The 23,781-nt window shown below is 54.9% G+C and carries 20 protein-coding genes and 3 tRNA genes; 9 read left to right on the forward strand and 14 right to left on the reverse strand.

Annotation, left to right across the window (positions count from 1 at the left end):
* Positions 1 to 335 precede the first annotated feature (335 nt).
* The 9 genes from ACQE3D_RS19420 to ACQE3D_RS19460 all read right to left on the reverse strand — a co-directional run bounded on the left by ACQE3D_RS19420 (position 336) and on the right by ACQE3D_RS19460 (position 9,007).
* The gene (locus ACQE3D_RS19420; protein ID WP_313730827.1) at positions 336 to 2,201 is read right to left on the reverse strand and encodes a SurA N-terminal domain-containing protein; all 1,866 of its coding nucleotides are present in this window, start codon (positions 2,199 to 2,201) and stop codon (positions 336 to 338) included.
* Positions 2,202 to 2,298: 97 nt separating this feature from the next.
* A tRNA-Asp gene (locus tag ACQE3D_RS19425) sits at positions 2,299 to 2,375 on the reverse strand.
* A gap of 6 nt (positions 2,376 to 2,381) precedes the next feature.
* Positions 2,382 to 2,457: transfer RNA gene (locus tag ACQE3D_RS19430), tRNA-Val, on the reverse strand.
* Positions 2,458 to 2,470: 13 nt separating this feature from the next.
* Positions 2,471 to 2,743 carry an HU family DNA-binding protein gene (locus ACQE3D_RS19435; protein WP_064031317.1) on the reverse strand — a complete coding sequence of 91 codons (273 nt, stop codon included), beginning with the start codon at positions 2,741 to 2,743 and terminating at the stop codon, positions 2,471 to 2,473.
* Positions 2,744 to 2,931: 188 nt separating this feature from the next.
* The gene (lon, locus tag ACQE3D_RS19440; RefSeq protein ID WP_313730826.1) at positions 2,932 to 5,343 is read right to left on the reverse strand and encodes an endopeptidase La; all 2,412 of its coding nucleotides are present in this window, start codon (positions 5,341 to 5,343) and stop codon (positions 2,932 to 2,934) included.
* 163 nt (positions 5,344 to 5,506) lie between these two features.
* Positions 5,507 to 6,784, reverse strand: a complete 1,278-nt coding sequence (clpX, locus tag ACQE3D_RS19445) for an ATP-dependent Clp protease ATP-binding subunit ClpX (protein WP_064031315.1) — start codon at positions 6,782 to 6,784, stop codon at positions 5,507 to 5,509.
* 96 nt (positions 6,785 to 6,880) lie between these two features.
* Positions 6,881 to 7,516 (reverse strand): ATP-dependent Clp endopeptidase proteolytic subunit ClpP, encoded by a 636-nt coding sequence (gene clpP / locus ACQE3D_RS19450; protein ID WP_064031324.1) that lies wholly within the window; start codon positions 7,514 to 7,516, stop codon positions 6,881 to 6,883.
* Positions 7,517 to 7,533: 17 nt separating this feature from the next.
* On the reverse strand, positions 7,534 to 8,829 hold the full coding sequence (gene tig / locus ACQE3D_RS19455) for a trigger factor (protein ID WP_313730825.1): 1,296 nt from the start codon (positions 8,827 to 8,829) through the stop codon (positions 7,534 to 7,536).
* A gap of 94 nt (positions 8,830 to 8,923) precedes the next feature.
* Positions 8,924 to 9,007, reverse strand: a tRNA-Leu gene (locus ACQE3D_RS19460).
* Positions 9,008 to 9,075: 68 nt separating this feature from the next.
* Here ACQE3D_RS19460 and ACQE3D_RS19465 point away from each other — a divergent pair.
* The gene (locus ACQE3D_RS19465; RefSeq protein WP_313730824.1) at positions 9,076 to 9,555 is read left to right on the forward strand and encodes a DUF192 domain-containing protein; all 480 of its coding nucleotides are present in this window, start codon (positions 9,076 to 9,078) and stop codon (positions 9,553 to 9,555) included.
* Between the two features lie 60 nt (positions 9,556 to 9,615).
* Here ACQE3D_RS19465 and topA read toward each other — a convergent pair whose 3' ends face one another.
* From topA to ACQE3D_RS19485, 4 genes are all read right to left on the reverse strand, one after another.
* The gene (gene topA, locus ACQE3D_RS19470) at positions 9,616 to 11,934 is read right to left on the reverse strand and encodes a type I DNA topoisomerase (RefSeq protein ID WP_313730823.1); all 2,319 of its coding nucleotides are present in this window, start codon (positions 11,932 to 11,934) and stop codon (positions 9,616 to 9,618) included.
* 15 nt (positions 11,935 to 11,949) lie between these two features.
* Positions 11,950 to 12,417: a DUF494 family protein gene (locus ACQE3D_RS19475; RefSeq protein ID WP_064031311.1), complete on the reverse strand. Its 468-nt coding sequence runs from the start codon at positions 12,415 to 12,417 to the stop codon at positions 11,950 to 11,952.
* A gap of 9 nt (positions 12,418 to 12,426) precedes the next feature.
* Positions 12,427 to 13,473, reverse strand: a complete 1,047-nt coding sequence (gene dprA / locus ACQE3D_RS19480) for a DNA-processing protein DprA (protein ID WP_064031310.1) — start codon at positions 13,471 to 13,473, stop codon at positions 12,427 to 12,429.
* A 91-nt stretch (positions 13,474 to 13,564) separates the two neighbouring features.
* Complete coding sequence (locus ACQE3D_RS19485) at positions 13,565 to 14,599, reverse strand: LysM peptidoglycan-binding domain-containing protein (RefSeq protein WP_064031309.1); 1,035 nt, start codon at positions 14,597 to 14,599, stop codon at positions 13,565 to 13,567.
* Between the two features lie 259 nt (positions 14,600 to 14,858).
* On the opposite strand from ACQE3D_RS19485, the gene def reads away from it, so the two are divergent.
* The 6 genes from def (at position 14,859) to ACQE3D_RS19515 (ending at position 21,704) form a co-directional block, all read left to right on the forward strand.
* A complete protein-coding gene (gene def / locus ACQE3D_RS19490) occupies positions 14,859 to 15,365 on the forward strand; it encodes a peptide deformylase (protein WP_064031308.1) in 507 nt (168 codons plus the stop codon).
* An 11-nt stretch (positions 15,366 to 15,376) separates the two neighbouring features.
* The gene (fmt, locus tag ACQE3D_RS19495; RefSeq protein WP_313730820.1) at positions 15,377 to 16,303 is read left to right on the forward strand and encodes a methionyl-tRNA formyltransferase; all 927 of its coding nucleotides are present in this window, start codon (positions 15,377 to 15,379) and stop codon (positions 16,301 to 16,303) included.
* On the forward strand, positions 16,300 to 17,592 hold the full coding sequence (gene rsmB / locus ACQE3D_RS19500; RefSeq protein WP_313730819.1) for a 16S rRNA (cytosine(967)-C(5))-methyltransferase RsmB: 1,293 nt from the start codon (positions 16,300 to 16,302) through the stop codon (positions 17,590 to 17,592). Before fmt ends, rsmB begins: the two co-directional genes overlap by 4 nt.
* Positions 17,593 to 17,653: 61 nt before the next feature.
* The gene (locus ACQE3D_RS19505) at positions 17,654 to 18,208 is read left to right on the forward strand and encodes a DUF4390 domain-containing protein (protein ID WP_313730818.1); all 555 of its coding nucleotides are present in this window, start codon (positions 17,654 to 17,656) and stop codon (positions 18,206 to 18,208) included.
* Complete coding sequence (locus tag ACQE3D_RS19510) at positions 18,190 to 20,346, forward strand: sensor histidine kinase (protein WP_064029597.1); 2,157 nt, start codon at positions 18,190 to 18,192, stop codon at positions 20,344 to 20,346. Before ACQE3D_RS19505 ends, ACQE3D_RS19510 begins: the two co-directional genes overlap by 19 nt.
* Entirely contained in the window at positions 20,343 to 21,704 is a 1,362-nt protein-coding gene (locus tag ACQE3D_RS19515; protein WP_281021228.1) for a sigma-54-dependent transcriptional regulator, read from the forward strand. The genes ACQE3D_RS19510 and ACQE3D_RS19515 overlap by 4 nt, the downstream gene beginning before the upstream one ends.
* Positions 21,705 to 21,781: 77 nt before the next feature.
* Here the strand turns inward: ACQE3D_RS19515 and ACQE3D_RS19520 are convergent, their stop codons facing one another.
* Positions 21,782 to 22,294, reverse strand: a complete 513-nt coding sequence (locus ACQE3D_RS19520) for a copper resistance protein NlpE (protein WP_313730817.1) — start codon at positions 22,292 to 22,294, stop codon at positions 21,782 to 21,784.
* Between the two features lie 585 nt (positions 22,295 to 22,879).
* Between ACQE3D_RS19520 and rplM the strand changes: the two genes are divergently transcribed.
* Positions 22,880 to 23,308, forward strand: coding sequence for a 50S ribosomal protein L13 (rplM, locus tag ACQE3D_RS19525; RefSeq protein ID WP_064029603.1), 429 nt, complete (start codon positions 22,880 to 22,882; stop codon positions 23,306 to 23,308).
* A gap of 15 nt (positions 23,309 to 23,323) precedes the next feature.
* Positions 23,324 to 23,713, forward strand: coding sequence for a 30S ribosomal protein S9 (gene rpsI, locus ACQE3D_RS19530; protein WP_313730816.1), 390 nt, complete (start codon positions 23,324 to 23,326; stop codon positions 23,711 to 23,713).
* Positions 23,714 to 23,781 lie beyond the last annotated feature (68 nt).

Genomic DNA, 23,781 nt, shown 5'->3' on the forward strand with positions numbered 1-23,781 from the left:
TGAGGCGAATTCACGAAAAAAGCCTCAATCTCGCCCCACTCAACCCTCTCCGAGCGGAGAGGAGTCCCTGCGTGTCACGCTGAGTAGTTACTTCTAAAGTTTATCGCAAGCCTAGCTCGAACAGAACAACTATCTCGAATCCCGACGATACGGGAATCTCATCCCCGATAATCGTTGACAAACACAGAGGTAACCGGATACCGCACGCAGACTCGTCAGTCCCATGATGGCCGCCCGGTAACTCAATGTGCGGAAGAGATGAACCTGACGGCAACGTGTGCCCACGCCCATAAAAAAGGGAGCCTAAGCTCCCTTTTCATAGTCATCACGATACCTTATTGCTTTGGCGCGTGAATCTCGATATCCGCCTTGGCTTGCAATGCATTCAACACCGATTCGAACTGAGCCTTACCGAACGCGCCCGCCATATTCTTGGCAATCACGGCTTGTTTGTTTTTATCCGCATCGGTCATTTTGCCTTCGTTGACTTGATTGATGCTCACAATCAGTTTGGCGCCGCTCTCGTCGTCGATAATCGTCACGCTAGGCTGACCGGAGTTGGGCTTGGCCGCCTTGAAGACGGCCTGATTGACCGGCATCGCCAGATCGCCGCCGATCCGGGTCAAACCGTTGACTTTTTTAGCCTGAAAATGCCGGGCATCCGCAATTTGCGTCAAACTCTTTCCACCCGCCAGCTCCTGACGGATCTGCTCGGCCAACGCAGCCTGTTGCTGCTTGGCGCGATCGCGCTGGATCGCGGCGGCAACCTCAGCCTTCACCTGCTGCAGTTCCTTGACCGACGCAGGCTGATGACTGGCCATCCGCAACACGACGAGTTTGTCACCACCAACTTCAATAGGCTCGCTATTGCTACCTTTTAACACGTCTTCGGAAAACGCAACGGAGCGAACTTTCTCTTCCGCGGCGATACCGACACCGTTGGCACGGGTAAACACTCCGGATTTCTGCGGTTGCACGCCCAGTAGGTCGGCGGCGGCGGCAAGGCTGTCCGGATTCTCGTAACTGACTTCGGCCAGTTTCTCGGCCAGTTCGTTGAATTTAGTCTCCGCCTGCGCTTTTTGGTAAGCCTTGGCGACATCGGCCTTGACTTGCTCGTAAGTTTTAATTTCGCCTGGCACCAATTCGGTCGCCTTGATCAGATGGTAGCCGAACGAGGTCCTGACCGGCTCGGATACTTGACCGACCTGCAACGCCAATGCCGCTTCCTCGAAGGGCTTTTCCATGACGCCTGGCGCAATCAGCCCCAAGTCGCCGCCCTTTTTAGCGCTCAACTTGTCGTCGGACATTTCGGTGGCAACCGCGGCGAAATCCTTGGATTGCAACGCGGCTTGGGCTTGCCGGGCTTTTTGCAGCGCGGCTTGATCGGTCTGCTCCTTACCAACCGCAAACAGTATGTGGCTGATTTTTCGGCGTTCCTTTGTAGTGTACTGCGCTTTTTGCTCTTCGTAATAAGCCTTCAGCTGGTCTTCGGTCGGCTTAATCTCGCCGGCCAATTTATCCAAGGACAGTTCCACATAGTCGATAGAGGCCTGCTCTTCAGTCTGATAGGCATCTTGATGCTGTTGATAATAGGCGCTGATGTCTTCTTCGCTGGGTTGCTCGGTAGACTTGACCAAGGGTAGGGTCAAATATTCAATATCGCGGGTTTGATTTTGCAATTTAAAGAAGTTGTCGATTTCGGCCGGCGTTACGAAACTGGTATCGATAATCGCCCGTTGAAATTGCTCCATCACCAAAGCCTTCTTGATTCGATTCACAAACTCGGCGGACGACATACCTTGCGAGCCCAATAAGGTTTGATATTGAGTCTTGTCAAATTTGCCGTCTTTTTGGAAATACTCCAAACCTTGGATAAATTCGCGGGCGGTTTCGTCGCTGACCAGCAGCTTTTCGTCCTGCACATATTGCAGCAAAACTTCGTCGCGAATCAGTTTTTGCAGGGCCTGTTTTTTTAGGGTCTCTTCGTCGAACTTCATTCCCGCCAGATTCTGCGCGAATTGCTGATAGGCTTGCTGAACATCGCGCTGGTAGAAGTCTTTATCGCCTACCGATACGACCGGAATTTCCTTACCGCCGCCGAGATAGTTTTGGATACCCCACAAACCGAAGAGCACGCATATCAAGATCAATATGATCGATGCAAAGATACCTTGCACCTTTTCTCTTATTTCTAAAAGCATAAACGCTGTCCTTAAAACAGAATGACACCTGAGCGTTTCAGGCAAAATTTAACACGCAAAAAAAAACCTCGGACCGTACGGCCCGAGGTTTCTGTTTTGGCGGAGCGGACGGGGCTCGAACCCGCGACCCCCGGCGTGACAGGCCGGTATTCTGACCAACTGAACTACCGCTCCAAAGTCTGGTGGGTGCTGAGGGGTTCGAACCCCCGACCCTCGCCTTGTAAGGGCGACGCTCTCCCAGCTGAGCTAAGCACCCGACTAAAGAGCGACTAGTTTACAGCATCTTTTAAAGATTTGCCAGCCTTAAATGAAGGAATTTTTGCGGCCTTGATGGTGATCTCTTCGCCGGTTTGTGGATTGCGGCCTTTACGTTCCGCTCTTTCTTTAACTTCGAATGTACCAAAGCCAACCAGTGCGACGGCTTCGCCTTTTTTCAGCGAATCTTCGACGGCTTTGATAAATCCATCCAATGCGCGACCGGCATCGGCTTTTGTCAATTGGGACGCACTGGCGATTGCATCGATAAGTTCCGATTTATTCATTTATTTCCCCTTAGGATGTCGTTTTATTAATTATTGCTCTGCAAACAAGCGGTTTGTGCCAACCGGCTATCCACCAACCCGATGACGGTCTCTCTGGTGTAGAGAGGCCGCCATTTATATCAACCGCCCACAAGCCGTGTCAAGCGTTGCAGTCCTTGATTTACAAGGTTTCCCGCTTGGTCGAGCCGTCAGTGGGCAACGACGCCCGGCTTGATCGGGTCAACTTTACCGCTCGGAGATTCGGCAATCTCCGCCACCGGAGAAATCGGGGTCGGCAGATGCTGCAAGGCCAAGCCGAGAACCTCGTCTATCCAGCGTACGCACTTGATGGTCAGATTGCGTTTGATGTTCTCCGGAATCTCTGAGAGGTCTTTTTCGTTCTCAGCCGGAATAACCACCGTCGTAATGCCGCCACGATGCGCCGCCAACAATTTTTCCTTCAATCCCCCGATCGGCAACACCTCGCCACGTAACGTAATTTCTCCCGTCATCGCCACGTCGGCGCGTACCGGAATTTTCGTCAAAGCCGAAATAATCGCGGTGCACATGCCAATACCCGCACTGGGGCCGTCTTTCGGGGTCGCGCCTTCCGGGACGTGGATATGAATGTCGGTTTTTTGAAAAATGTCGCTATCGATACCGAGGATATCCGCGCGGCTACGCACCACCGTCACCGCCGCCTCTATCGACTCTTTCATGACGTCGCCCAACTTGCCGGTCGCCAGTTGCTTACCCTTACCCGGCATAACCGCGGTTTCGATGGTCAACAACTCACCCCCGACTTCAGTCCAAGCCAAACCGGTGACCTGACCCACCTGATCGTTATCCTCGGCCATCCCATAGCTAAAGCGCCGAACGCCCAAGTACTTATCCAAGTTCTTGTCATTGACGACGATTTTCGACTTCCTGGGCTTGAGCAAAAGATCCTTGACGACTTTGCGACAAATTTTGGAAATCTCGCGCTCCAAACTGCGCACGCCAGCCTCGCGGGTATAGTAGCGAATGATGTCCTTGACGGCAGATTCGGAAATTTGAATCTCGGATTCAGCCAACCCGTTATTCTTGATTTGCTTGGGCGCTAGGAATCTGAGGGCGATGTTAATTTTTTCATCCTCGGTATAGCCGGATAAGCGGATGATTTCCATCCTATCCATCAACGGCGCCGGGATATTCATCGTGTTCGCGGTGGCAACGAACATAACGTCGGACAGGTCGAAATCGACCTCCAGATAATGATCTGAAAAGGTATGATTCTGTTCCGGGTCCAAAACCTCCAACAATGCCGAAGCCGGATCGCCACGAAAATCCATAGCCATTTTATCGATTTCGTCCAGCAGAAACATCGGATTGCGAGTTTTGATCTTAGACAGATTTTGCAAAATCTTGCCAGGCATCGAACCGATATAGGTGCGGCGATGACCGCGAATCTCGGCCTCGTCGCGTACGCCGCCCAACGCCATTCTCACGTATTTACGGTTGGTGGCACGCGCAATCGACTGTCCCAGAGAAGTCTTGCCGACACCCGGAGGGCCGACTAGGCACAGGATAGGCCCTTTTAATTGCTTAACGCGCTGCTGAACGGCCAAGTATTCGAGGATGCGCTCCTTGACCTTTTCCAAACCGTAGTGCTCTGCTTCCAGAACCTCTTCCGCCACCTTCAAATCGTGCCTCACCTTGGTTTTCTTTTTCCAAGGTACATTGACCATCCAGTCGATGTAGTTTCGCACCACGGTCGCTTCCGCCGACATTGGCGACATCATTTTCAGCTTATTGAGTTCCGCAGTCGCTTTGGTTTTCGCCTCGGCGGTCATCCCCGCCGCCGCAATTTTCTTCTCCAGTTCCTCGATTTCGTTGCTGGCTTCATCCATTTCGCCGAGTTCTTTCTGAATCGCCTTCATCTGCTCATTCAGGTAATACTCTCGCTGATTTTTCTCCATCTGCTTCTTAACCCGGCCACGAATCTTTTTCTCCATTTCCAGAATATCGACCTCGCCTTCCATCAAGGTCATCAGATTTTCCAGACGCGCGGCGACATCGACCAACTCCAGCATGGCTTGTTTTTCATCGACCTTCAGCGCCATATGCGCCGCCATCGTGTCGGCTAAGCGACTGGGGTCATCGATGCCGGCCAAGGAATTCAAAACTTCGGGCGGAATCTTATTGTTCAGCTTGACATACTGATCGAAGGAGTTGATCGCGGTTCGCTGCAACACATCCAATTCCTGCTCGGAAACATTGATTTCGTCTTCCAATTCGACGACGCGAGCCGCGCAATAGTTTTCGACTTCTTGATATTGAATGACCGAGCAACGTTGATTGCCTTCCACCAACACCTTGACAGTCCCATCCGGCAGTTTGAGCAACTGCAGAATGTTGGCCAGGGTACCGACCTTATACAAGTCGTCAAAGCCAGGGGCGTCTACATCCGCTTGCTTCTGTGCCACCAGCAAGACTTGCTTGTCTTGTTTGATCGCCGCATCGAGAGCATCTATCGACATCCCTCTGCCGACAAACAGCGGTATGACCATGTGCGGGTAAACTACCACGTCTCTGAGCGGCAGTACGGGAATTAATTCGTCTGTGGATTTTGAATGGGTCATTGGCTTAGCCCTCTTGAGCAACTGAAAACTGACTGTAATCCTATATGAGGTTGATGTTTCAGAAAACAAGTATTTCCGGCGAAACAAAAAAAAGAGGCGCTTATCCGAAGATAAACGCCTCTTTTCGCCGCAGATCGGGCTTAAAAGAGCAAAAATTGAACCATCATATATCGGAGGCGGCCATTTTCTGCTCGGTCTCGTACACCAAAATCGGCTCGGACTTGCCAAGTATCACCGTTTCGTCAATAACGACCTTGGCGATTTTTTCGTTGGAAGGCAATTCGTACATCGTGTCCAGCAGCACGTTTTCGACGATGGTTCGAAGACCGCGGGCGCCGGTCTTGCGCTCCATGGATTTGCGGGCAATCGCCGACAACGAATCGTCGCGGAACTCCAATTCGGCACCTTCCATTTCGAACAAGTGCTTATATTGCTTGATCAACGCATTTTTCGGCTGAGTCAGAATTTGAATTAATGCATCCTCATCCAACTCATCCAACGTAGCGATCACGGGCAAGCGTCCAACGAACTCCGGAATCAAACCATACCGGATCAGGTCCTCGGCGCGCACGTCCGCGAAGATCTCGCCAACATTGCGTTTGTCGTCCTTGGTTTTAACGTCGGCGGAAAAGCCAATGCCGCCTTTTTCGGTACGGTGTTTAATCACTTTGTCCAAACCTGCAAACGCGCCACCGACTATGAACAATATGTTCGCGGTGTTGACCTGCAGAAAATCCTGCTGGGGGTGCTTGCGGCCGCCTTGCGGAGGCACGGAAGCCACGGTGCCTTCGATCAACTTCAACAGCGCTTGCTGCACGCCCTCGCCGGACACGTCGCGCGTAATCGAAGGATTATCCGATTTGCGGGAAATCTTGTCGATTTCGTCGATATAAACGATACCGGTCTCCGCCTTTTCGACGTCGTAATCGCATTTTTGCAATATTTTGAGGATGATATTCTCGACATCCTCGCCGACATAACCGGCTTCGGTCAGCGTCGTGGCGTCCGCGATCGTGAACGGAACGTCCAGCAATCTGGCCAGCGTTTCGGCCAACAGCGTCTTACCTGAACCGGTTGGACCGATCAGCAAAATGTTACTCTTCGCCAATTCGACATCCGATTTTTTGCTATTGCTACGCAAGCGTTTGTAGTGGTTGTAGACGGCAACGGCCAAGATTTTTTTAGCCTTGTCCTGACCGATCACATAGTTATCGAGTTCCGCCTTGATTTCTTTCGGCTTGGGCAGGGCTGCGGACGATCCGGACGACAGTTGGTCTTCCATCAATTCGTCGCGAATAATTTCGTTACATAATTCAACGCATTCGTCGCAGACGTAGACGGATGGGCCGGCGATTAGCTTCCTGACTTCGTTTTGACTCTTACCGCAAAAAGAACAGTAAAGCAGCTTCTCGTCGTCTTTACCTTTTTTGTCTCTACTCATGGACCAACTCCATCCAAACAGATCGCTTCATCGTTTCGATGAACAATTAAACAAAACCAAGCAAGGCGCGGCACCTATCAGCGCCGCGCCTTGCTATCACGCAATACGGCTAGCCAGCACTTTATCGATCAAACCGTATTCGACGGCTTGGTCGGCGCTGAGAAAATTGTCCCTATCGGTATCTTGCTCGATTTTTTGCAAGGTCTGTCCAGTATGATTGGCTAAAACCTTGTTCAAACGATCGCGAATCGCCAGAATTTCCCGCGCATGAATATCGATATCGGACGCCTGCCCTTGGAAACCGCCCAAGGGCTGGTGAATCATCACTCGGGAATGCGGCAGGCAGTAACGCTTGCCGGCCGCGCCGCCCGCCAACAGCAAGGCTCCCATACTGGCGGCCTGGCCGATGCACATCGTGCTGACGTCCGGTTTGATGAACTGCATCGTATCGTAAATCGCCATCCCGGCCGTTACCGAACCGCCCGGCGAATTGATATACAAATGAATGTCCTTGTCCGGATTTTCCGATTCCAGAAACAACAGTTGGGCCACAACCAGATTAGCCATGTAATCCTCAACCTTGCCGACCAGAAATATCACCCGCTCTTTCAACAGACGGGAGTAAATGTCGAACGATCTTTCCCCACGGGCTGTTTGTTCAACCACTATAGGCACCAACCCGCCAGCGGCCTGGGGTGCCATCATATCGTTCATCGCATTTTGGTTAAACATCATAAGCCCTCATTTAGTTAACGTTTTTCCATAACTTCATCAAATCCTACCGTCACGTCGGTGATTTTAGCCTGACTTACTATCCAAGCAACAGCCTGATCTTCCAAAACCATCTGCTGAACCTCGTTCAAGCGGGCTTTATCCGCGTAGTACCAATTGATGACGTCTTCCGGACGCTCGTAACTTTTTGCCATGTCTTCAACGACTTCGCGCACTTTATCGGCGTCGACTTTAATCTCGTTCTTCTGAATAATCTCGCCCAAAATCAAGCCTAGCGCGACGCGACGTTTTGCCTGCGCCTCGAAAGTATCGCGGGGAAGATTCAGGTCTTCCAGCTTCAACCGCATGTTTTTGGCACGTTCGGCGTAGGGCTGCATCAGAGCTTCGACTTCTTGATCGATCAATGCGTTCGGAATCGTAAACGTGATGTTTTCGAACAAAGCATCCATCGCGGCGGTTTTCAATTTGTTTTTCAGTGCGTTGACCAACTCCCGATCCATATTGGCGCGAACATCCGAACGGAAGGCCGCAAGCTCACCCTCTTCCACTCCATAAGCCTTGATGAACTCTTCGTTGACTTCCGGCAAGACCGGTTCTTCGATTTTGACGAGTTCCACCTCGAACTCAGCCGGTTTGCCCGCCAGTTTCGGGTTGTTGTACTGTTCTGGAAAAGTCGCTATAAAAGTCTTGGTGGCGCCGACCGACAAACCCTTCAATTCGTCTTCAAAACCGGGAATCATTTGCTTGGCGCCAATTTCGACTTTGTAATTCTCGACTTTACCGTCGGTGAAATTCTCGCCTTCGGAGACACCCGAAAAATGAATCGTCACTTGATCGCCTTCTTGCGAGGTCCTCTCGGTTTCCGCCCAAGTTTTCTTTTGTTGACGCAACTTTTCGATCATCGCATCGACATCCGATTCCTCGACCGTGGCGTTCGGACGCTCGATTTGCAGCGCGGATATGCCATCCAGGGTCACTTCCGGGTAGACTTCGAACTCCGCAACGTACTCGAAACCCTCGGTCTTTTCGCTGGGATGGATATGCGGATGACCGGCCGGCACCAGCTCCTGTTGCTGAAGCGCTTCGAAATACGTCGTTTGAATTAAATCCCCGGTCACTTCACCACGCACTCGTTCACCATACAGTTTCCTGATCATGCTGGCCGGCACCTTGCCCGGCCGAAACCCATCCACTTTGACTTCCCGCCCCAAGCGCTTCAAACGAGTTTCCATTTTTTCCTGAACCACGGCGTCAGGAATGCTGACGGTCATTTTTCGGCTTAATTCGGATGTCTTCTCGACAGAAACTTGCATTGCATTACCTCGAACAAATTAAAAAAATAAATGGGGGAATCGATCAGCGGAGCCAGCTAAAGACTTGGACGCAGTATCCATGCGTAAGAGACTATGGTGCGAGCGGGGAGACTCGAACTCCCACGGGGTTACCACTGGAACCTAAATCCAGCGCGTCTACCAATTTCGCCACGCTCGCAAAATAAATGAACGCGGCATTATAATCAGCCGCCCCCCCAAACACAACCCGGCCCGTCTGATTCCGGCATGACTCTATCCGAAACTCGCATTTTATTGCTACTGATGTGGCTAACGACTTTTTCCTGCCGCCTTGAAGCCGCGTCCCAAGATTTGGGTTTCAACACTTTGATCAACTTGCCCGACCAACACTTGGCATTGTGGGTTTCTGTCGCGGCCGATCGCGACAGCCGCGAAAGAGGATTGATGCACAGACGGGAATTGGGGCGACGAGAAGGCATGTTGTTTGTTTATCCAAGCGCCAGACGCATCTCGATCTGGATGAAAAATACCTTACTACCGCTGGATGTGCTGTTCTTGGACGACAGGGGCCGCGTCGTCGCCATCCTTGATAATTTGCCGCCCTGCCGCAGGGATCCGTGCCGGGTTTACCAAATGGCACGCGCGACCAAGTACATGCTAGAAGTCAATGCCGGCTTCGCGGCGGACAACGGACTATCGATCGGCCAAGCTCTCGCCTTGCCCGAAGTCCCTTATGCGGAGGAATAACCGGAAGCGTCTAGTTTTTCAGGCCCACCCGCCAACGCCACCGATTACCCCAATCGAGTTTTAAGCGGGTCCGTTAACATCGTCAGGATCGCCTTCGTACGGCGTTGCATATTTACACTCTTTTTGCGGGCAAACTTTTTCCGTTCCGCGCCGCTTAGTGGTTTTCAACGTCAAAATCGGCCAATGACACTCCGGACAGGCTTCCTTAATCGGCGCGTCCCATAGCGCGTAGTCGCACTTGGGATACTCGGAGCAGGAATAGAAAATTTTGCCGCTACGAGCCTTGCGCTTAAGGATATTGCCTTGCTTGCACTGCGGACACTCAACACCGGTGTCCTGCGGCTTTTCCAGCGGTTCGATGTGTTTGCACTTGGGATAGGCACTACACCCCAGAAACTTGCCGTATCGCCCAGTCTTGATGACCAACGGCGACGCGCACTTCGGACAATCGCGACCTTCGGCCACCTCCGGCTCGGCAGTTGTCGCGCTGCTCTCCTCGCCGATATTTCGGGTATAAGAACAGGTTGGGTAATTGGTACAGCCGATGAAACGACCGTTACGCCCCAAACGGATCGACAGCGGGCTACCGCATTCCGGGCAGGCCTCGTCTATGCTTTCCTGGGTCACATCCTTGCGCTGCACACTCTCTTCTTTCTCGTTAATCAATTGCGTGAACGGCCGCCAAAAGTCGTTCATCAACGGAATCCAATCCTTCTCGCCGCGCGACACCGCATCCAAGTCGTCTTCCAGATTGGCGGTAAAGCTGTAATCGACGTATTTGGTGAAATGTTCGGTCAGGAACTTGTTGACGATGCGCCCGACATCGGTCGGATAAAACCGCTTATTTTCTATCGTCACGTATTCGCGATTTTGCAAGGTCGAGATAATCGTCGCGTAAGTGGACGGACGACCAATGCCGTGTTCTTCCAGAGCCTTGACCAGACTCGCCTCGCTGTAACGCGGCGGCGGCTCGGTAAAATGCTGCGTCGCGGCGATGTCGTTCAACACCACCGGGCGGCCTTCTTCCATCGGCGGCAACAGACTGTCCTGATCGTCGGCGGCTTCCTTGCTGTCGTCCACGCCTTCCAAATACACCTTCATGAAGCCGGGATTGGTCACCGTGGAACCGGTGGCACGAAACACGTTCTGTTCGCTACCGCAATTCAGATCGACTGCCACTTGATTCAAGGTGGCGTGGATCATCTGGCAGGCGACGGTGCGCTTCCAGATAAGATCATAGAGTTTGAATTGCTCCGCGCTAAGCCGGTTTTTTACCAGTTCCGGCAAACGCTGTACCGAGGTCGGCCGAATCGCCTCGTGGGCTTCCTGAGCGTTTTTTGATTTGGTTTTAAACTGCCGAGGTTCCTTGGGCACATCCGCCGCGCCGTATTTTTCGGCGATCAGGGCGCGAATGTCGGCGATGGCTTCGTCGGCCAGATTGACCGAGTCGGTACGCATATAGGAAATCAAACCGACGGTCTCGCCCCCCAGATCGATGCCCTCGTAGAGTTGCTGCGCGACCATCATCGTTCGCTTAGTCGTGAAACCCAACTTACGCGCCGCTTCCTGTTGCAATGTCGAGGTTATGAACGGCGGCGCCGGATTCTTGCTTCGTTGCTTTTTTTCCAGTTTGGCGACGATCAACTTGCCGTCGGCCTGTTCCAGCAGTGACTGCTTGGCTGCGGTGGCGGCTACTTCGTCGGTAAAACTGAATTGATTGAGTTTCTCGCCGCAGTAGTGCGTCAACTTGGCTTTGAAAGGCTGACCTTGCGCGCTGGCGTCGGCGGTATGCGACCAATATTCGCGAGTTTTAAACGCCTCGATTTCCAGTTCGCGCTCGACGATCATCCGCAACGCAGGGCTTTGCACGCGGCCGGCCGATAAACCGCGCCGGATCTTTTTCCACAATAGCGGCGACAGGTTGAAACCGACCAAATAATCCAAGGCCCGCCGCGCTTGCTGGGCGTTGACCAGATTATTGGAAAGTTCCGTCGGATGAGCGATCGCTTCGGTAACGGCTTTTTTGGTAATTTCGTGGAAGACTACCCGCAGAACTTCCTTATCCTTGAGCAGCTTCTTTTCCTTCAAATGCTCGTAGACGTGCCAGGAAATCGCTTCACCCTCGCGATCAGGGTCGGTTGCCAGATACAAAGTATCGACATTTTTCAGAGCTTTGCCGATTTCCTGCAAGTGACGCTGATTGCGATCGATGACCTGATACTTCATCGAGAAACCGTTTTCCGGATCGACGGCGCCCTCCTTGGGAATCAAATCTCGAACATGACCGTATGAAGCCAGCACCTGGAAGTCTTTTCCAAGGTATTTTTCGATGGTTTTACATTTAGCCGGAGACTCTACGATGACTAAACTCTTGCTCATGCTATCCGTGTACTATCAATGCAAAGAAGTCGGAATCAGATCGTAAACGATATCTTCCATTCTAGAGAAAGCGGCGCTGTCACCGGGCTGACTCAGCAGCACCATCAACACGATCCATTTCAACTTGTCCAACGTAATCTCTTCTTCCTTCAGCGCCATCGCCCGATCAATGGCAATCTCCCGATTCGCCGGACTTAAGATACCGGTGTGCTCCAGATACATCAGAAAGTCGCGACATTCGAGATCGAAAACAGCCATTTCCTGACTGCCGAATATCCGAAAGGACGGGGAAGCGATCGTCGAGATGGTTTCAATATCGGCCAGCGACTCCAGCCAATCGAAGGCTCTATTGACATCGGGCTGCTGAAAACCGGCATCCAGCAGTTCGCTGGCAATGACCGAAGTGTCGGGATAGTTATCGCTATCGCCGTCGAGATAGTTTTCGAACAGATAGATGAGCACATCAAAAATGTCTTCTTTCATTAAAAGCCTTTACTTGATTCTGAGGTAGCTACCGCCGGCGACCCCGGCTATATAGCCCTGCAGCTCCAGCACCAACAGCATCGACGACACTTCCTCCGCCGCCCAGCTACTGTTCCGGACCAACGTATCAACCGTTGTGGGGCTGTACGGAATCAAATTCAATAGATTTTGTTGTTCCAGGTCAAGCGCCGTCTGCGGTAATTCGGGGCCAGACCGCATACTGCGTTGATTGTATTGGCCTAATTCCTCAAAAATATCATCGGCTGTTTCCACCAATTTAGCGCCTTGCCGGATCAAACCGTTGCAACCGCGCGCCAGCGGGTTGTGAATCGAGCCCGGAATCGCGAACACTTCGCGGTTTTGTTCCAAGGCTAAGCGGGCGGTAATCAACGAACCGCTCTGTTGGGCAGCCTCGACGACCAGCAAACCAACGCACAATCCGCTAATGATGCGATTCCGTTTGGGGAAATGTCCGGCGTTCGCGGTGGTGCCCGGCGGAAATTCAGAAACCAACGCACCTTTCGCGGCGATTTCAGTGGCCAGCGCTTTGTGGCAAGCCGGATAAACTCGATCCAAACCGGTGCCGGCCACCGCGACGGTGTTACCGCCAACGCTCAGCGCGCCCCAGTGGCTGGCGGCGTCTATGCCGAGCGCCATGCCGCTGGTTACGGTATAGCCGGCCTCGGCCAGGGCCTTGGCGAACTCGGTCGCGGTATCCACCCCCGGTGGCGACGGATTGCGACTGCCGACGATGGCCAGTTGCGGTTCCAGCAACAGTTCCGGTTTTCCTTTGACGAACAATACCGGCGGCGGATCGGCGATTTCCCGAAGTTGGGCCGGATATTCCGGATCATCCAGCGTCAGAATGTAATTACCGGCTTGGGACAGCCAGGACAAGTCGTAGTCGACACGCTGCCAGTCCGGCTGAAGAATGGCGTCAATTTGCCGTTCGCTAAAGTCGAGCGACCTTAAATCGGCGCGGGACGCGGCCAACACATCGGCGGGCGAGAACCGCTCCAACAATCGCCTCACCGATTTACCGCCGATCCCCGGCATGCGCAGAAGAGCCAGCCAGTGCCGAGTTTCGGGATGCCCAGCGTCTTTCAAGTGAGGTCCGAAGGTCTCGCGGGAACTTGAAGGTCCCGCGTCAAGGCGTTTGCACCCGATCCAAGGTGTGCATCGCCGCGGTGGCCTTCATCACTAATGCATAGCTGACCCGTTCGAACGGCCGAAATACCATCAGAACCCCAGCCTGCTCATCCGGCATTTTCACCGCGACCGGCTGCTGAGACTGATAGCGATCCAGTATCATCTGCCCGCGCCGGTAGACGTCCAGAGTATGCCCGGCTTCCAGGCCGTCGGCGCTACCCCGGTCGATGACCACGACATCGTGCTGGCCGATTTGCGACACGCCCCCCATGACCCGAATGATGCTGCCGACCACCCGTTTTTCCGGCGGACGCGGAAAATAGTTCAAGGCCATTTCGCCCGCCGCGGTCGGCATCAAACGGTCGCCGCGTTGAATCTCGGTATCCGACTTATTGACCGCGAACGTGGCCGGATCGCCAATATCCTGCAGGGTTGCGTCGGCGACGAATTGCGCCTCGTAACCGAGAATTTCCTGACTCAGCGGATCGACATAAGGCTTTCCCTGCCGGAAGATTGTGTACCCCAGGCTTTGCGGCTCGTCGATACCCCGTACGTAAACACCGTCGCCGGCACCGGCGATCAGATGCTCGCCGACGAAACCGATCACGTAAGGCGCGTTTTGCAATTCCTCGGCGCTGACCACTTTCGGCGAATTCAAAAACTGGACGATCGCATCGCTCGGAATCATTTGCACCGCGCGGTCCACGGCCGATTCTCGCACCTTGGGCAGCACTTTTTCGTCTCCGCCCGGCGGTGTCAAACTCAGACGCGGCGCGCCGTTGACGTAGGAAAAATAAAGCGTATCGCCCGGATAAATCCAGTGCGGGTCCTTAATCAGAGGGTTGTTACGCCAAAGTTCCGGCCATTGCCAGGGGTGTTGCAAGAACCTCCCGGAGATGTCCCACAGAGTATCCCCCCTGACCACGGTGTACTGGTCAGGATGGTTGGGATTGATTTGCAACTCGTCGGCCCGAACCGCGGCGCATGCCAGAGCCAGGAAAAGCAAAACTGCCGGTAAGGTGCGCGAAAACATAGGAAGTCCTGAAAAAACCGAGCTAAACGAGACAAATGACAATTCCGAGACCGAAAGTCAGGCTATTGATGGCCCCTTGATTTGTTGGCCGCGCCGCAACGGTAACATGATGGATGACGGCGCACAGTTTAGATGATTTGCGATGGAATGCCAGCCCCGCGCCGGCTTCGCCGCCGAGGCCATCCCCGCTCCGAATTCAAAGCCGAACCGATTTCGGATAAAATTAGCGGCTTACCGATACAATTAACTGGAGTAATGGGTGAGTATTCTTAAGATCCTGGAATTTCCCGACAAACGGCTGCGCACGGTCGCCGCGGAAGTCAGCCAGGTCGACGACGACATCAAAACCCTGGTCGATGATATGCTGGAGACGATGTACGCCGCCAAGGGCGTCGGCCTGGCCGCGACGCAGGTCAACGTGCATAAGCGCGTACTGGTTATGGACGTCAGCGAGAACAAGGACGAACCGATCTGCCTGATCAACCCGGAAATCATCGAGCGCGACGGCGTCGAGGAATCCGAGGAAGGCTGCCTATCGGTTCCCGGCTTTTTCGAGAAAGTCAGTCGCGCCGAGCATATCAAGGTCCGGGCACTAAACCGCGACGGCCAAAGCTTCGAAATCGAAGCCAGAGACCTGTTGGCCGTCTGCATACAACACGAAATGGACCATTTGCTCGGCAAGCTGTTCGTCGATTACCTGTCCCCTTTCAAACGCAACCGGATCAAGGCCAAATTGGACAAAATCCACAAGTCTCAGGGCTTATAAAGGACTTCCCGATGAACATCGTCTTCGCCGGCACGCCGGACTTCGCGGTACCGACGCTGCAAGCCCTGATCGCTTCGCGGCATCGAGTCGTCGCGGCTTACACCCAGCCCGACCGCCCCGCCGGTCGTGGCCGAAAGCTGACCGCCAGTCCGGTCAAGACCCTGGCTATGACGCACGACATTCCAGTCTACCAACCGGAAAACTTCAAACAACCTGGCGCGATTGAAGCGCTGGCGGCCTTACAGCCGGATTTACTGGTGGTGGTCGCCTATGGGCTGATCCTGCCGCAGGCCGTACTCGACATTCCCAAATTCGGCAGCCTCAACGTCCACGGCTCGCTACTGCCGCGCTGGCGCGGCGCGGCCCCCATCCATCGCGCCGTGATGGCCGGCGATGTCGAGACCGGCATCACGATCATGAAAGTTGTCAAAAAGCTGGATGCCGGCGACATGCTGTACAAAGTCGCCTGCCCGATCGGCCCGACGTCGACCAGCAGCGAACTGCACGACCGCCTTGCACTGATGGGCGCGGAAGGCTTAGTCACAGTCGTCGATCAAATCGCCGCCGGCAACGTGGTCGCCGAGCCACAGGACGAAGCGCTCGTCACCTACGCCCACAAACTCGAAAAAGCCGAAGCGATTCTGGATTGGTCGGAATCCGCCGATGCGTTGGACCGCAAAATTCGTGGTCTGAATGCCTGGCCGGTCGCGCAAACCAGCTTCGACGGTCAAGTGTTGCGCGTGTGGCGGGCCGCCGTGGTAGCCCGGCCACTCGGCGGAGCGCCGGGAACGGTGGATTGCGGCGAGCACGCTTTGGACGTCGCCACCGGCGCCGGTACCTTGCGGCTGCTAGAAGTACAGTTACCCGGCGGTAAACGGCTGAACGCCCGCGACTTCCTGAACGCCCATCCGGCCGACGGCGCGGTGTTGGGATTATGAATCTTCGCGGCTGCGCGGCGCAGATACTCGCCAAGGTCATCGCCGACGGCGTTTCGTTAACCGCAGCGCTCGACGTCGGCCTTCCCAAAATCAAGGACCACCAGGATAAGGCCTTCGTCCAGGCCTGTTGTTACGGCGTCATCCGCCACTATTTCGCACTGGAATTCATGCTCGGCAAACTACTGTCCAGGCCGTTGAAAGTCAAGGATACCGATATCAAGGCTTTACTGTTGGTCGGGCTTTATCAGCTGCAGCAAATGCGGGTCAAGCCGCACGCGGCGGTCTCGGAAACTGTCGCCGCTACCAGCCACAAACCTTGGGCCAAAAACCTGGTTAACGCGGTGCTGCGCCAGTATCTGCGCGATGCCGAAGCGCTGACCGCCGCCTGCGCCGAAGACGACCAAGCCCGTTCCAACCATCCGGCCTGGATGATCGCCGCGTTTGCCGCCGACTGGCCCGACCACTACCCCCGGCTGCTCAGTGCCGACGACCACGCCCCACCGATGATGCTACGCGTGAACGCACTGCGCGGCGAACGCGGCGCGTATCTGGACGAACTGGCCGCGGCCGGCATCGCGGCCCAAGCGGTGGACGGCTGCGCGACCGCGCTGCGATTGGACCAGGCGTTGTCCGTCGAACAACTACCCGGTTTCGCGGACGGTCGCGTATCGGTGCAAGATGCCGCCGCTCAGCTGGCCGCCGAACTACTCGACGTGCAAGCCGGCCAACGCGTACTCGACGTGTGCGCCGCGCCCGGCGGCAAAACCGCCGCGATCCTGGAAATGCAACCCTCGGCCGAGGTGTTGGCGATCGACATCGATCCAGCTCGACTAAAGCGGGTCGACGACAATCTGACTCGCCTCGGCGTGTCGGCAACCACGCTGGCCGCCGACGCCACCCGCCCGGATTCGTGGGCCGGCGGCCACCTTTTCGAGCGAATTTTGGTCGATGCACCCTGCTCCGGCCTCGGCGTGATCCGCCGTCATCCCGACATCAAACTGCTGCGCCGCGAGTCCGATCTGGCGACGCTGACCGCGTTGCAAGCACAAATCCTCAATGCCGTCTGGGATTTGTTGGCTCCGGGCGGCATCCTGCTTTACGCCACCTGTTCGGTTCTGAAGCGGGAAAACGAAGCGCAAATCGAGCATTTCCTGGCCGATCACCCCGAGGCCGCCGAACTACCGATCGCCGCTCATTGGGGACTGGCGCGGCCGCACGGCCGGCAGATTCTAACCGGCGACCGGCAAATGGACGGATTCTATTATGCCAAGCTGCGGAAATCCGCCTGACACCGCGCTAAGTGCCGCTAGCGAACAGAGCGACAAGCGGCACCCCGCGCGCGGATACCCCGTGAATCGGCGCTGGATCAGCGCCTTGCTGTCGCTGATCATCGCCTTCTGGCTACCAACTGCCTCTGGCGGCGATTACTCGGCAAAAATCGGCGACCCACAATGGAAAACCAGCGAATACGGTTACTCAGCCGGTGTGCAAATCGAATATCGCTTGAGTCCGACCGCCAAGGAAGCGCTGCATAAAGGGGTACCGCTAACCTGGCGTGTTGTTATCGAGTTACGTCGCCCCGGCCGGTTATGGGAAGAAACCGTCTACAGCCGCGAACTGCGCTACACCCTGCAATTTCACGCCTTGCTAAACCAATACGCCGTCGAAACCGGAAATGGCGGCAGTGAAATGTTTTTAACCCTGAGCGCGGCCTTGGCGTTCATGGCGTCTATCAGCACGGACATGGCGCCGGGCGGCGAAAATCTCGACGCGACGCCGTTACAGCTCGCGGTAAAAACCCGCTTCGACCGCGAAGCCCTGCCGATTCCGCTCCGGCCGATGGCCTATCTGGACCATCGGTGGTTTTTGTCCAGCGACTGGTATTTATGGTCAATCCCAAAATAAAACTGCCGGCCAGCGCTCTGATCGTCATCCTGTTCGGGGCGGTCTTGCTGCTGTTGCAATTGATGAGCAGCGCCAGCCAGGAATCGTCCGAACTCGGCGAAATGTATTCCTGGCTGCTGGTAATCAACACGCTCGGATCGATCATCCTGCTGGGTCTGGTCGTTGTCAACGCTTACTCTCTGGTCCGCGAACTGAAGAAGAAGGAGGCCGGCTCCCGGCTGACCACCCGGATGGTGTCGCTGTTCGTGTTATTGGCCTTGGCTCCGGCGGCCATCGTGTTTTATTTTTCGGTGCAATTCCTGCATCAAGGCATCGACAGTTGGTTCAACGTCGAAATCGACCGGGCGATGGACGACGCGCTGGAACTCAGCCAGTCGTCACTGACCCAACGGATGAATTGGCACATTAAGCAAACCCAGCAAATGGCCGACAAATTGCGTGGTAAGTCGGAGCATCTGATCGCGTTGGAAATCGGCTCGCTGTGGGCCGAATCCGGCGCGCTGGAACTGGCGGTCTTCACCCATCAAGGCCGGATTTTGGCGTCGAGCAGCGTCAATCCCAGCGACATTCTGCCGCATATGCCGGACGAACAGATCTGGCTACAGCTACGTCAAAACAAGCAATATTTCGCGTTCGATCCCGGCGACAACGACGACATGCTGGTCCGCATCATCGTCTCGCTGGAGCCTGACCAAAGTCGCTACCTGCAAGTGCTGTATCCGATTCCGCTGCGGGTCACCGATTTGGCCGACTCGATCGAGTTCGCCTTCATTCGCTACCAGCAGATGAATTTTCTGCGCGACTCGCTGAAAACCAGTTTCTCGTTGATATTGCTGCTGGTGCTACTGTTGAGTCTGCTCGCGGCGATTTGGGTGGCTTTCATCAGCATCCGCAACATCGTCGCGCCGGTCAAGGAGTTGGTCAAAGGCACCCAGGCCGTCGCCGAGGGAGACTATCAACAGCAACTGCCGGTCATGAGCCAGGACGATTTGGGCTTTTTGGTCGAATCGTTCAACCAGATGACCCGGCGTATCGGCCGCTCCCGCGACGAAACCCGCGCCGCCGGCCTGGAAGTCGAAAATCAACGCGCCTACCTGGAAACCATTCTCGCCAATCTGACCGCCGGCGTGATCAGCTTCGACGCCCGCTACTACATCCGCACCGCCAACCAGGCCGCCTACCGAATTCTGCACATCCCGGTCAGCCATTTCGTCGGCCAAACCTTACCGGAACTGGCCGCCAATCACGTCGAACTGGCCGACATGCTGACAGCGATCCAGCGACTGCTGGAAAAAGCCGACGACATCTGGGAGCAGCGCATTGTCTTCCTCGGCCCCAACGGCCGCCAGGAATTGTTGTGCCGCGGCACGCCGCTGTTCCAGCAGGACGGCAGCCGCACCGGCGCGGTGGTGGTATTCGACGACGTTACCGACTTGATACAAGCCCAAAAGAACGCGGCTTGGGGCGAAGTAGCCCGCCGACTGGCTCACGAAATCAAGAATCCGTTGACGCCGATTCAGCTGTCGGCCGAACGTCTGCAACACAAACTGGCCAAGGAACTCGACGAGGCCGGCGCTGAGTTTTTGCAACGCGGCACCCGCACCATCGTCCAACAGGTCGAGGCGATGAAACGGATGGTCGACGACTTTTCCGAGTACGCCCGGCCGTCCAAGAAGCAAGTCGAAAAAATCCATTTGCTGGACTTGATCCAAGAAGTGCTGGCGCTGTACACGCCGTTCGGCATCAAATTCGACACCGACTTCAAGAATCAACGAGTGATCGTCGAAGCAGACCCGGTCAGCATTCGCCAAGTGCTGCACAATCTGATCAAGAACGCCCAGGAAGCGACCACCGAACAGTGCCGGGTGACAATCAAGATCGCCAAGGTGGTGCGCAACAACGCCGAATACGTGGAACTGAGCCTGTACGACAACGGCAGCGGCCTGAATGCGGAGCAGATCGAAACGATTTTCGAGCCCTACGTGACCAGCAAGGCCAAGGGCACCGGCCTGGGCCTGGCCATCGTCAAAAAAATTATCGAGGAACACGGCGGCGTGATCTGGGTGGATACGTCTTATAATGCCGGAGCCGGCTTCATCATCCAACTGCCGGTCTTTGAATTCGGGAACCCTTCATGAACAAGCAAGCGCCCTACATATTGGTCGTCGACGACGAGCAGGACATTCGTCAACTGGTATCGGAAATTTTGGAAGACGAAGGTTACGATGTCGCGATGGCCGAAAACGCCAGCGAAGCCCGTAAGTTGAAAAACCAGCGTCCGCCCAATCTGATATTGCTGGATATCTGGATGCCCGACAGCGACGGCATCACCTTGCTACGCGAATGGGTCGGAGAGGATAGCTCGCTATGTCCGGTGATCATGATGTCCGGTCACGGTTCGGTCGAATCGGCGGTCGAAGCCACTCGGCTGGGCGCCTACGACTTTCTGGAAAAACCGCTGTCGCTGGCTAAATTGCTGCTGATCGTCGAGCGGGCGCTGGAAACCAGTTCTCTGCAACGCGAAAACGCCGGCCTGAAACAACAACTGATGATCACGGTCGAGCCTGTCGGCAAGAGCGCCGTGGTCGAGCGCACCAAGGACAAACTGAAGCGTCTAGCCCAACACGACGCCCGGGTACTGTTCGTCGGCGAGGCCGGCGTCGGCAAGGAAATGTACGCCCGTTATCTGCACAACGCCAGCTCGCGGCGCGACGGCCCCTTCGTCGACGTCTCGGTCGGCAGCATTTCGCCGGAAAACGCCGCCGTCGAGTTTTTCGGCCGCGAGGACAACGGCCGGATTTATCGAGGCTTGCTGGAACAAGCCCATCGGGGCACCTTGTTCCTCGGCGAAATAGGCGGCATGGACCCGGAAACCCAAACCCGCTTGCTCAGCGCGCTGGAATCCAGCTCCTTTCTGCGAGTCGGCGGCAGTCAGGCGGTCAGAGTGGATGTACGTGTCGTCGCTTCTACGCGGTTAGCGCTGGACGAGGAGGTCAACAGCGGCCGTTTTCGCCAGGATTTGTACTATTTACTGAACGTGGTGACGCTGGACATCTCGCCGCTACGCGATCACAGCGAAGACGTACCGGCACTGTTGAATTTCTACGTCGATCATTTCGTGATGCACGAAAAATTGCCGTTCCGACGCTTCTCGATGGCCGCGCAAAATTATTTGCGCAACTACAGCTGGCCGGGGAACGTCCGCGAATTGCGCAATCTGGTGCAACGCCTGATGATTTTGGGCGCCGGCGACGACATCGAGCTGGACGAAGTCAAGACCGCGCTGGGCTCGATTGCCGAACAACCCAAACTGGGTTCGAACGTGCCGGAATTTTTCAATTTGCCGCTAAAGGAAGCCCGAGATCATTTCGAAAAGTCCTATCTGGAATACCATTTCGAAAAGACCGGTGGCAGCGTGGCTAAATTGGCGGCGGCTATCGGCATGGAGCGCACCCACCTTTACCGTAAGCTGCATTCGCTGAAGATCAAACTCTAAGTCAGCACCGCCGAGACCGACAAAAAACGGCCTCGGCAAGGCGGCGCGGAGCTTGGTCGCCTCGCCGCCTGCTCGCGTTAATGGATATGCACTTCGCGGGATTTGGCTTTGTCGCTGCGGCGCAAGGTATAATCGTCCTGATCGCCGGCCATCGGCTTGCCGTCGCTGTTCAGCAACACCAGCGTGCTGTCGTCCTGAATCGTGAATTTCCGCACCGATTCGTCTTTCTTCGAGGTTAGCAGCAAGGTGCGGGACTTTTCGTCCCACGCGTATTTACCTTTGTCGTAATACTCCCGACTGGACTCCCTGGCGTATTGGGTTACCAACAAATAATTGCTTTTTGGTTTGAGCGACAGCGTCATTTTAAAGCCATCGCAATCCTTTTCCTTACACGGCAAGTAACCGTAGAACACGCCGCGAAACCCGCCGGTTTCGTCGGCCGGAGCGGCGTGGGCGGAATGATCGACGCCTTGCTCCTGATGCCGACTCATTTCCCGCGCCTTCAGCGCTTTTTCCTGCAGTTGCATATCGGATTCGGCCCGGGCGACGTTAAACGAGGCCAAGCAGGCGCCGAAAAAAATCCATGTCACATTTTTTGTAATTGTTCTGTTTAATGTTTGCATAAGCGATTTTTCTGGTCTGTGCGTTAAATGATCGTTCTCGCGGCTCGCGATACACCGGCTGATTGACGAATCTCCCAAGCCGATCGAGAGTGGGCCGCTCACTGGAGCGCTATAGTATCCCGAGGCGGGCGATTATGACAGTTTCGGACTTGGTTCTCCGCGCCTTAGGCAAGACTACCAGTGAAATCGCCGTTATCAATACTGGACTTGGGTGCCGTTCGCGCGCTGTCTGGCGAACTGATCACGGGTCGCATCGATAGCCCGAGTTTTCCATCGATCGAAATTCGCCGCTGGACACCGTGTTTCGCTCTCGTCACTCAAAATCCGCGCGGCCAAAGGCCAATGCATCCTAGGATCTCCAGCCGGTCTTGATAACAATCCGAAGTGACGACTATCGTTACGAACACCGCGCGCCAGGTGCTTACGCGATCGATAAAACGCAAGCACACGGTTAAGCGTCGGTATTCAAACCCAAATAAACTTGAATTTGGCTTGACGTTTCAGTAGAATTCCGGGTTTTTATAGACCGCCTCAACCTTTGAGAAGCAAATAATGAAAACATTTAGTGCAAAGCCCGCGGAAGTTAAGCGCGACTGGTACGTGATCGATGCGGAAGGAAAGACATTAGGTCGCCTTGCTACTGAGATTGCACGCCGTCTTCGCGGCAAACACAAACCCGAATACACGCCGCACGTCGACACCGGCGACTACATCATCGTCATCAATGCCGAGAAAGTCGGCGTGACCGGCAACAAGGAAAAAGACAAAATGTACTATCGCCACACCGGCTACATAGGCAACATGAAGTCTGCTTCGCTGGGCAAATTGAGACAAACCTTCCCGGACCGCATCATTACAACCGCGGTACAAGGCATGCTGCCTAAGAATCCGTTGGGGCGGGCAATGTTCAAAAAATTGAAAGTTTACGCGGGTTCTGAGCACAATCATCAGTCTCAGCAACCCAAAGTTTTAGAATTCTAAGCAGGTAGATAGTTTATGGCAGCTCAGTACTACGGAACAGGTCGTCGCAAAAGCTCGGTCGCGCGCGTTTACGCCACCATCGGCTCAGGCAAATTCACCATCAACAGCCTCCCTGTTGAGCAATATTTCGGTCGCAAAACCGACGAGATGATTGCCAGACAACCGTTGGAGTTGTTGGGCAAAACCACCGACTTCGACGTCAACATCCTCGTTAGCGGCGGAGGCCCATCTGGTCAAGCCGGTGCCATCAGACACGGCTTGGCTCGCGCCCTAATCGAATTCGACGAAGTATTGAGATCGCCCCTGCGTAAAGCCGGTTACGTAACTCGCGACGCCCGCGTTGTCGAACGTAAAAAAGTCGGTCTACACAAAGCCAGAAAACGTCCGCAATACTCGAAACGTTAATCGGTTCTACCAAAAAAGCCGCTGGAAAGCGGCTTTTTTGTGTCATTAAATTTGGGGCACCCGATTAT

It is taken from the genome of Methylomonas sp. MS20 (genome assembly GCF_050275925.1).
Taxonomy (GTDB): domain Bacteria; phylum Pseudomonadota; class Gammaproteobacteria; order Methylococcales; family Methylomonadaceae; genus Methylomonas; species Methylomonas koyamae_A.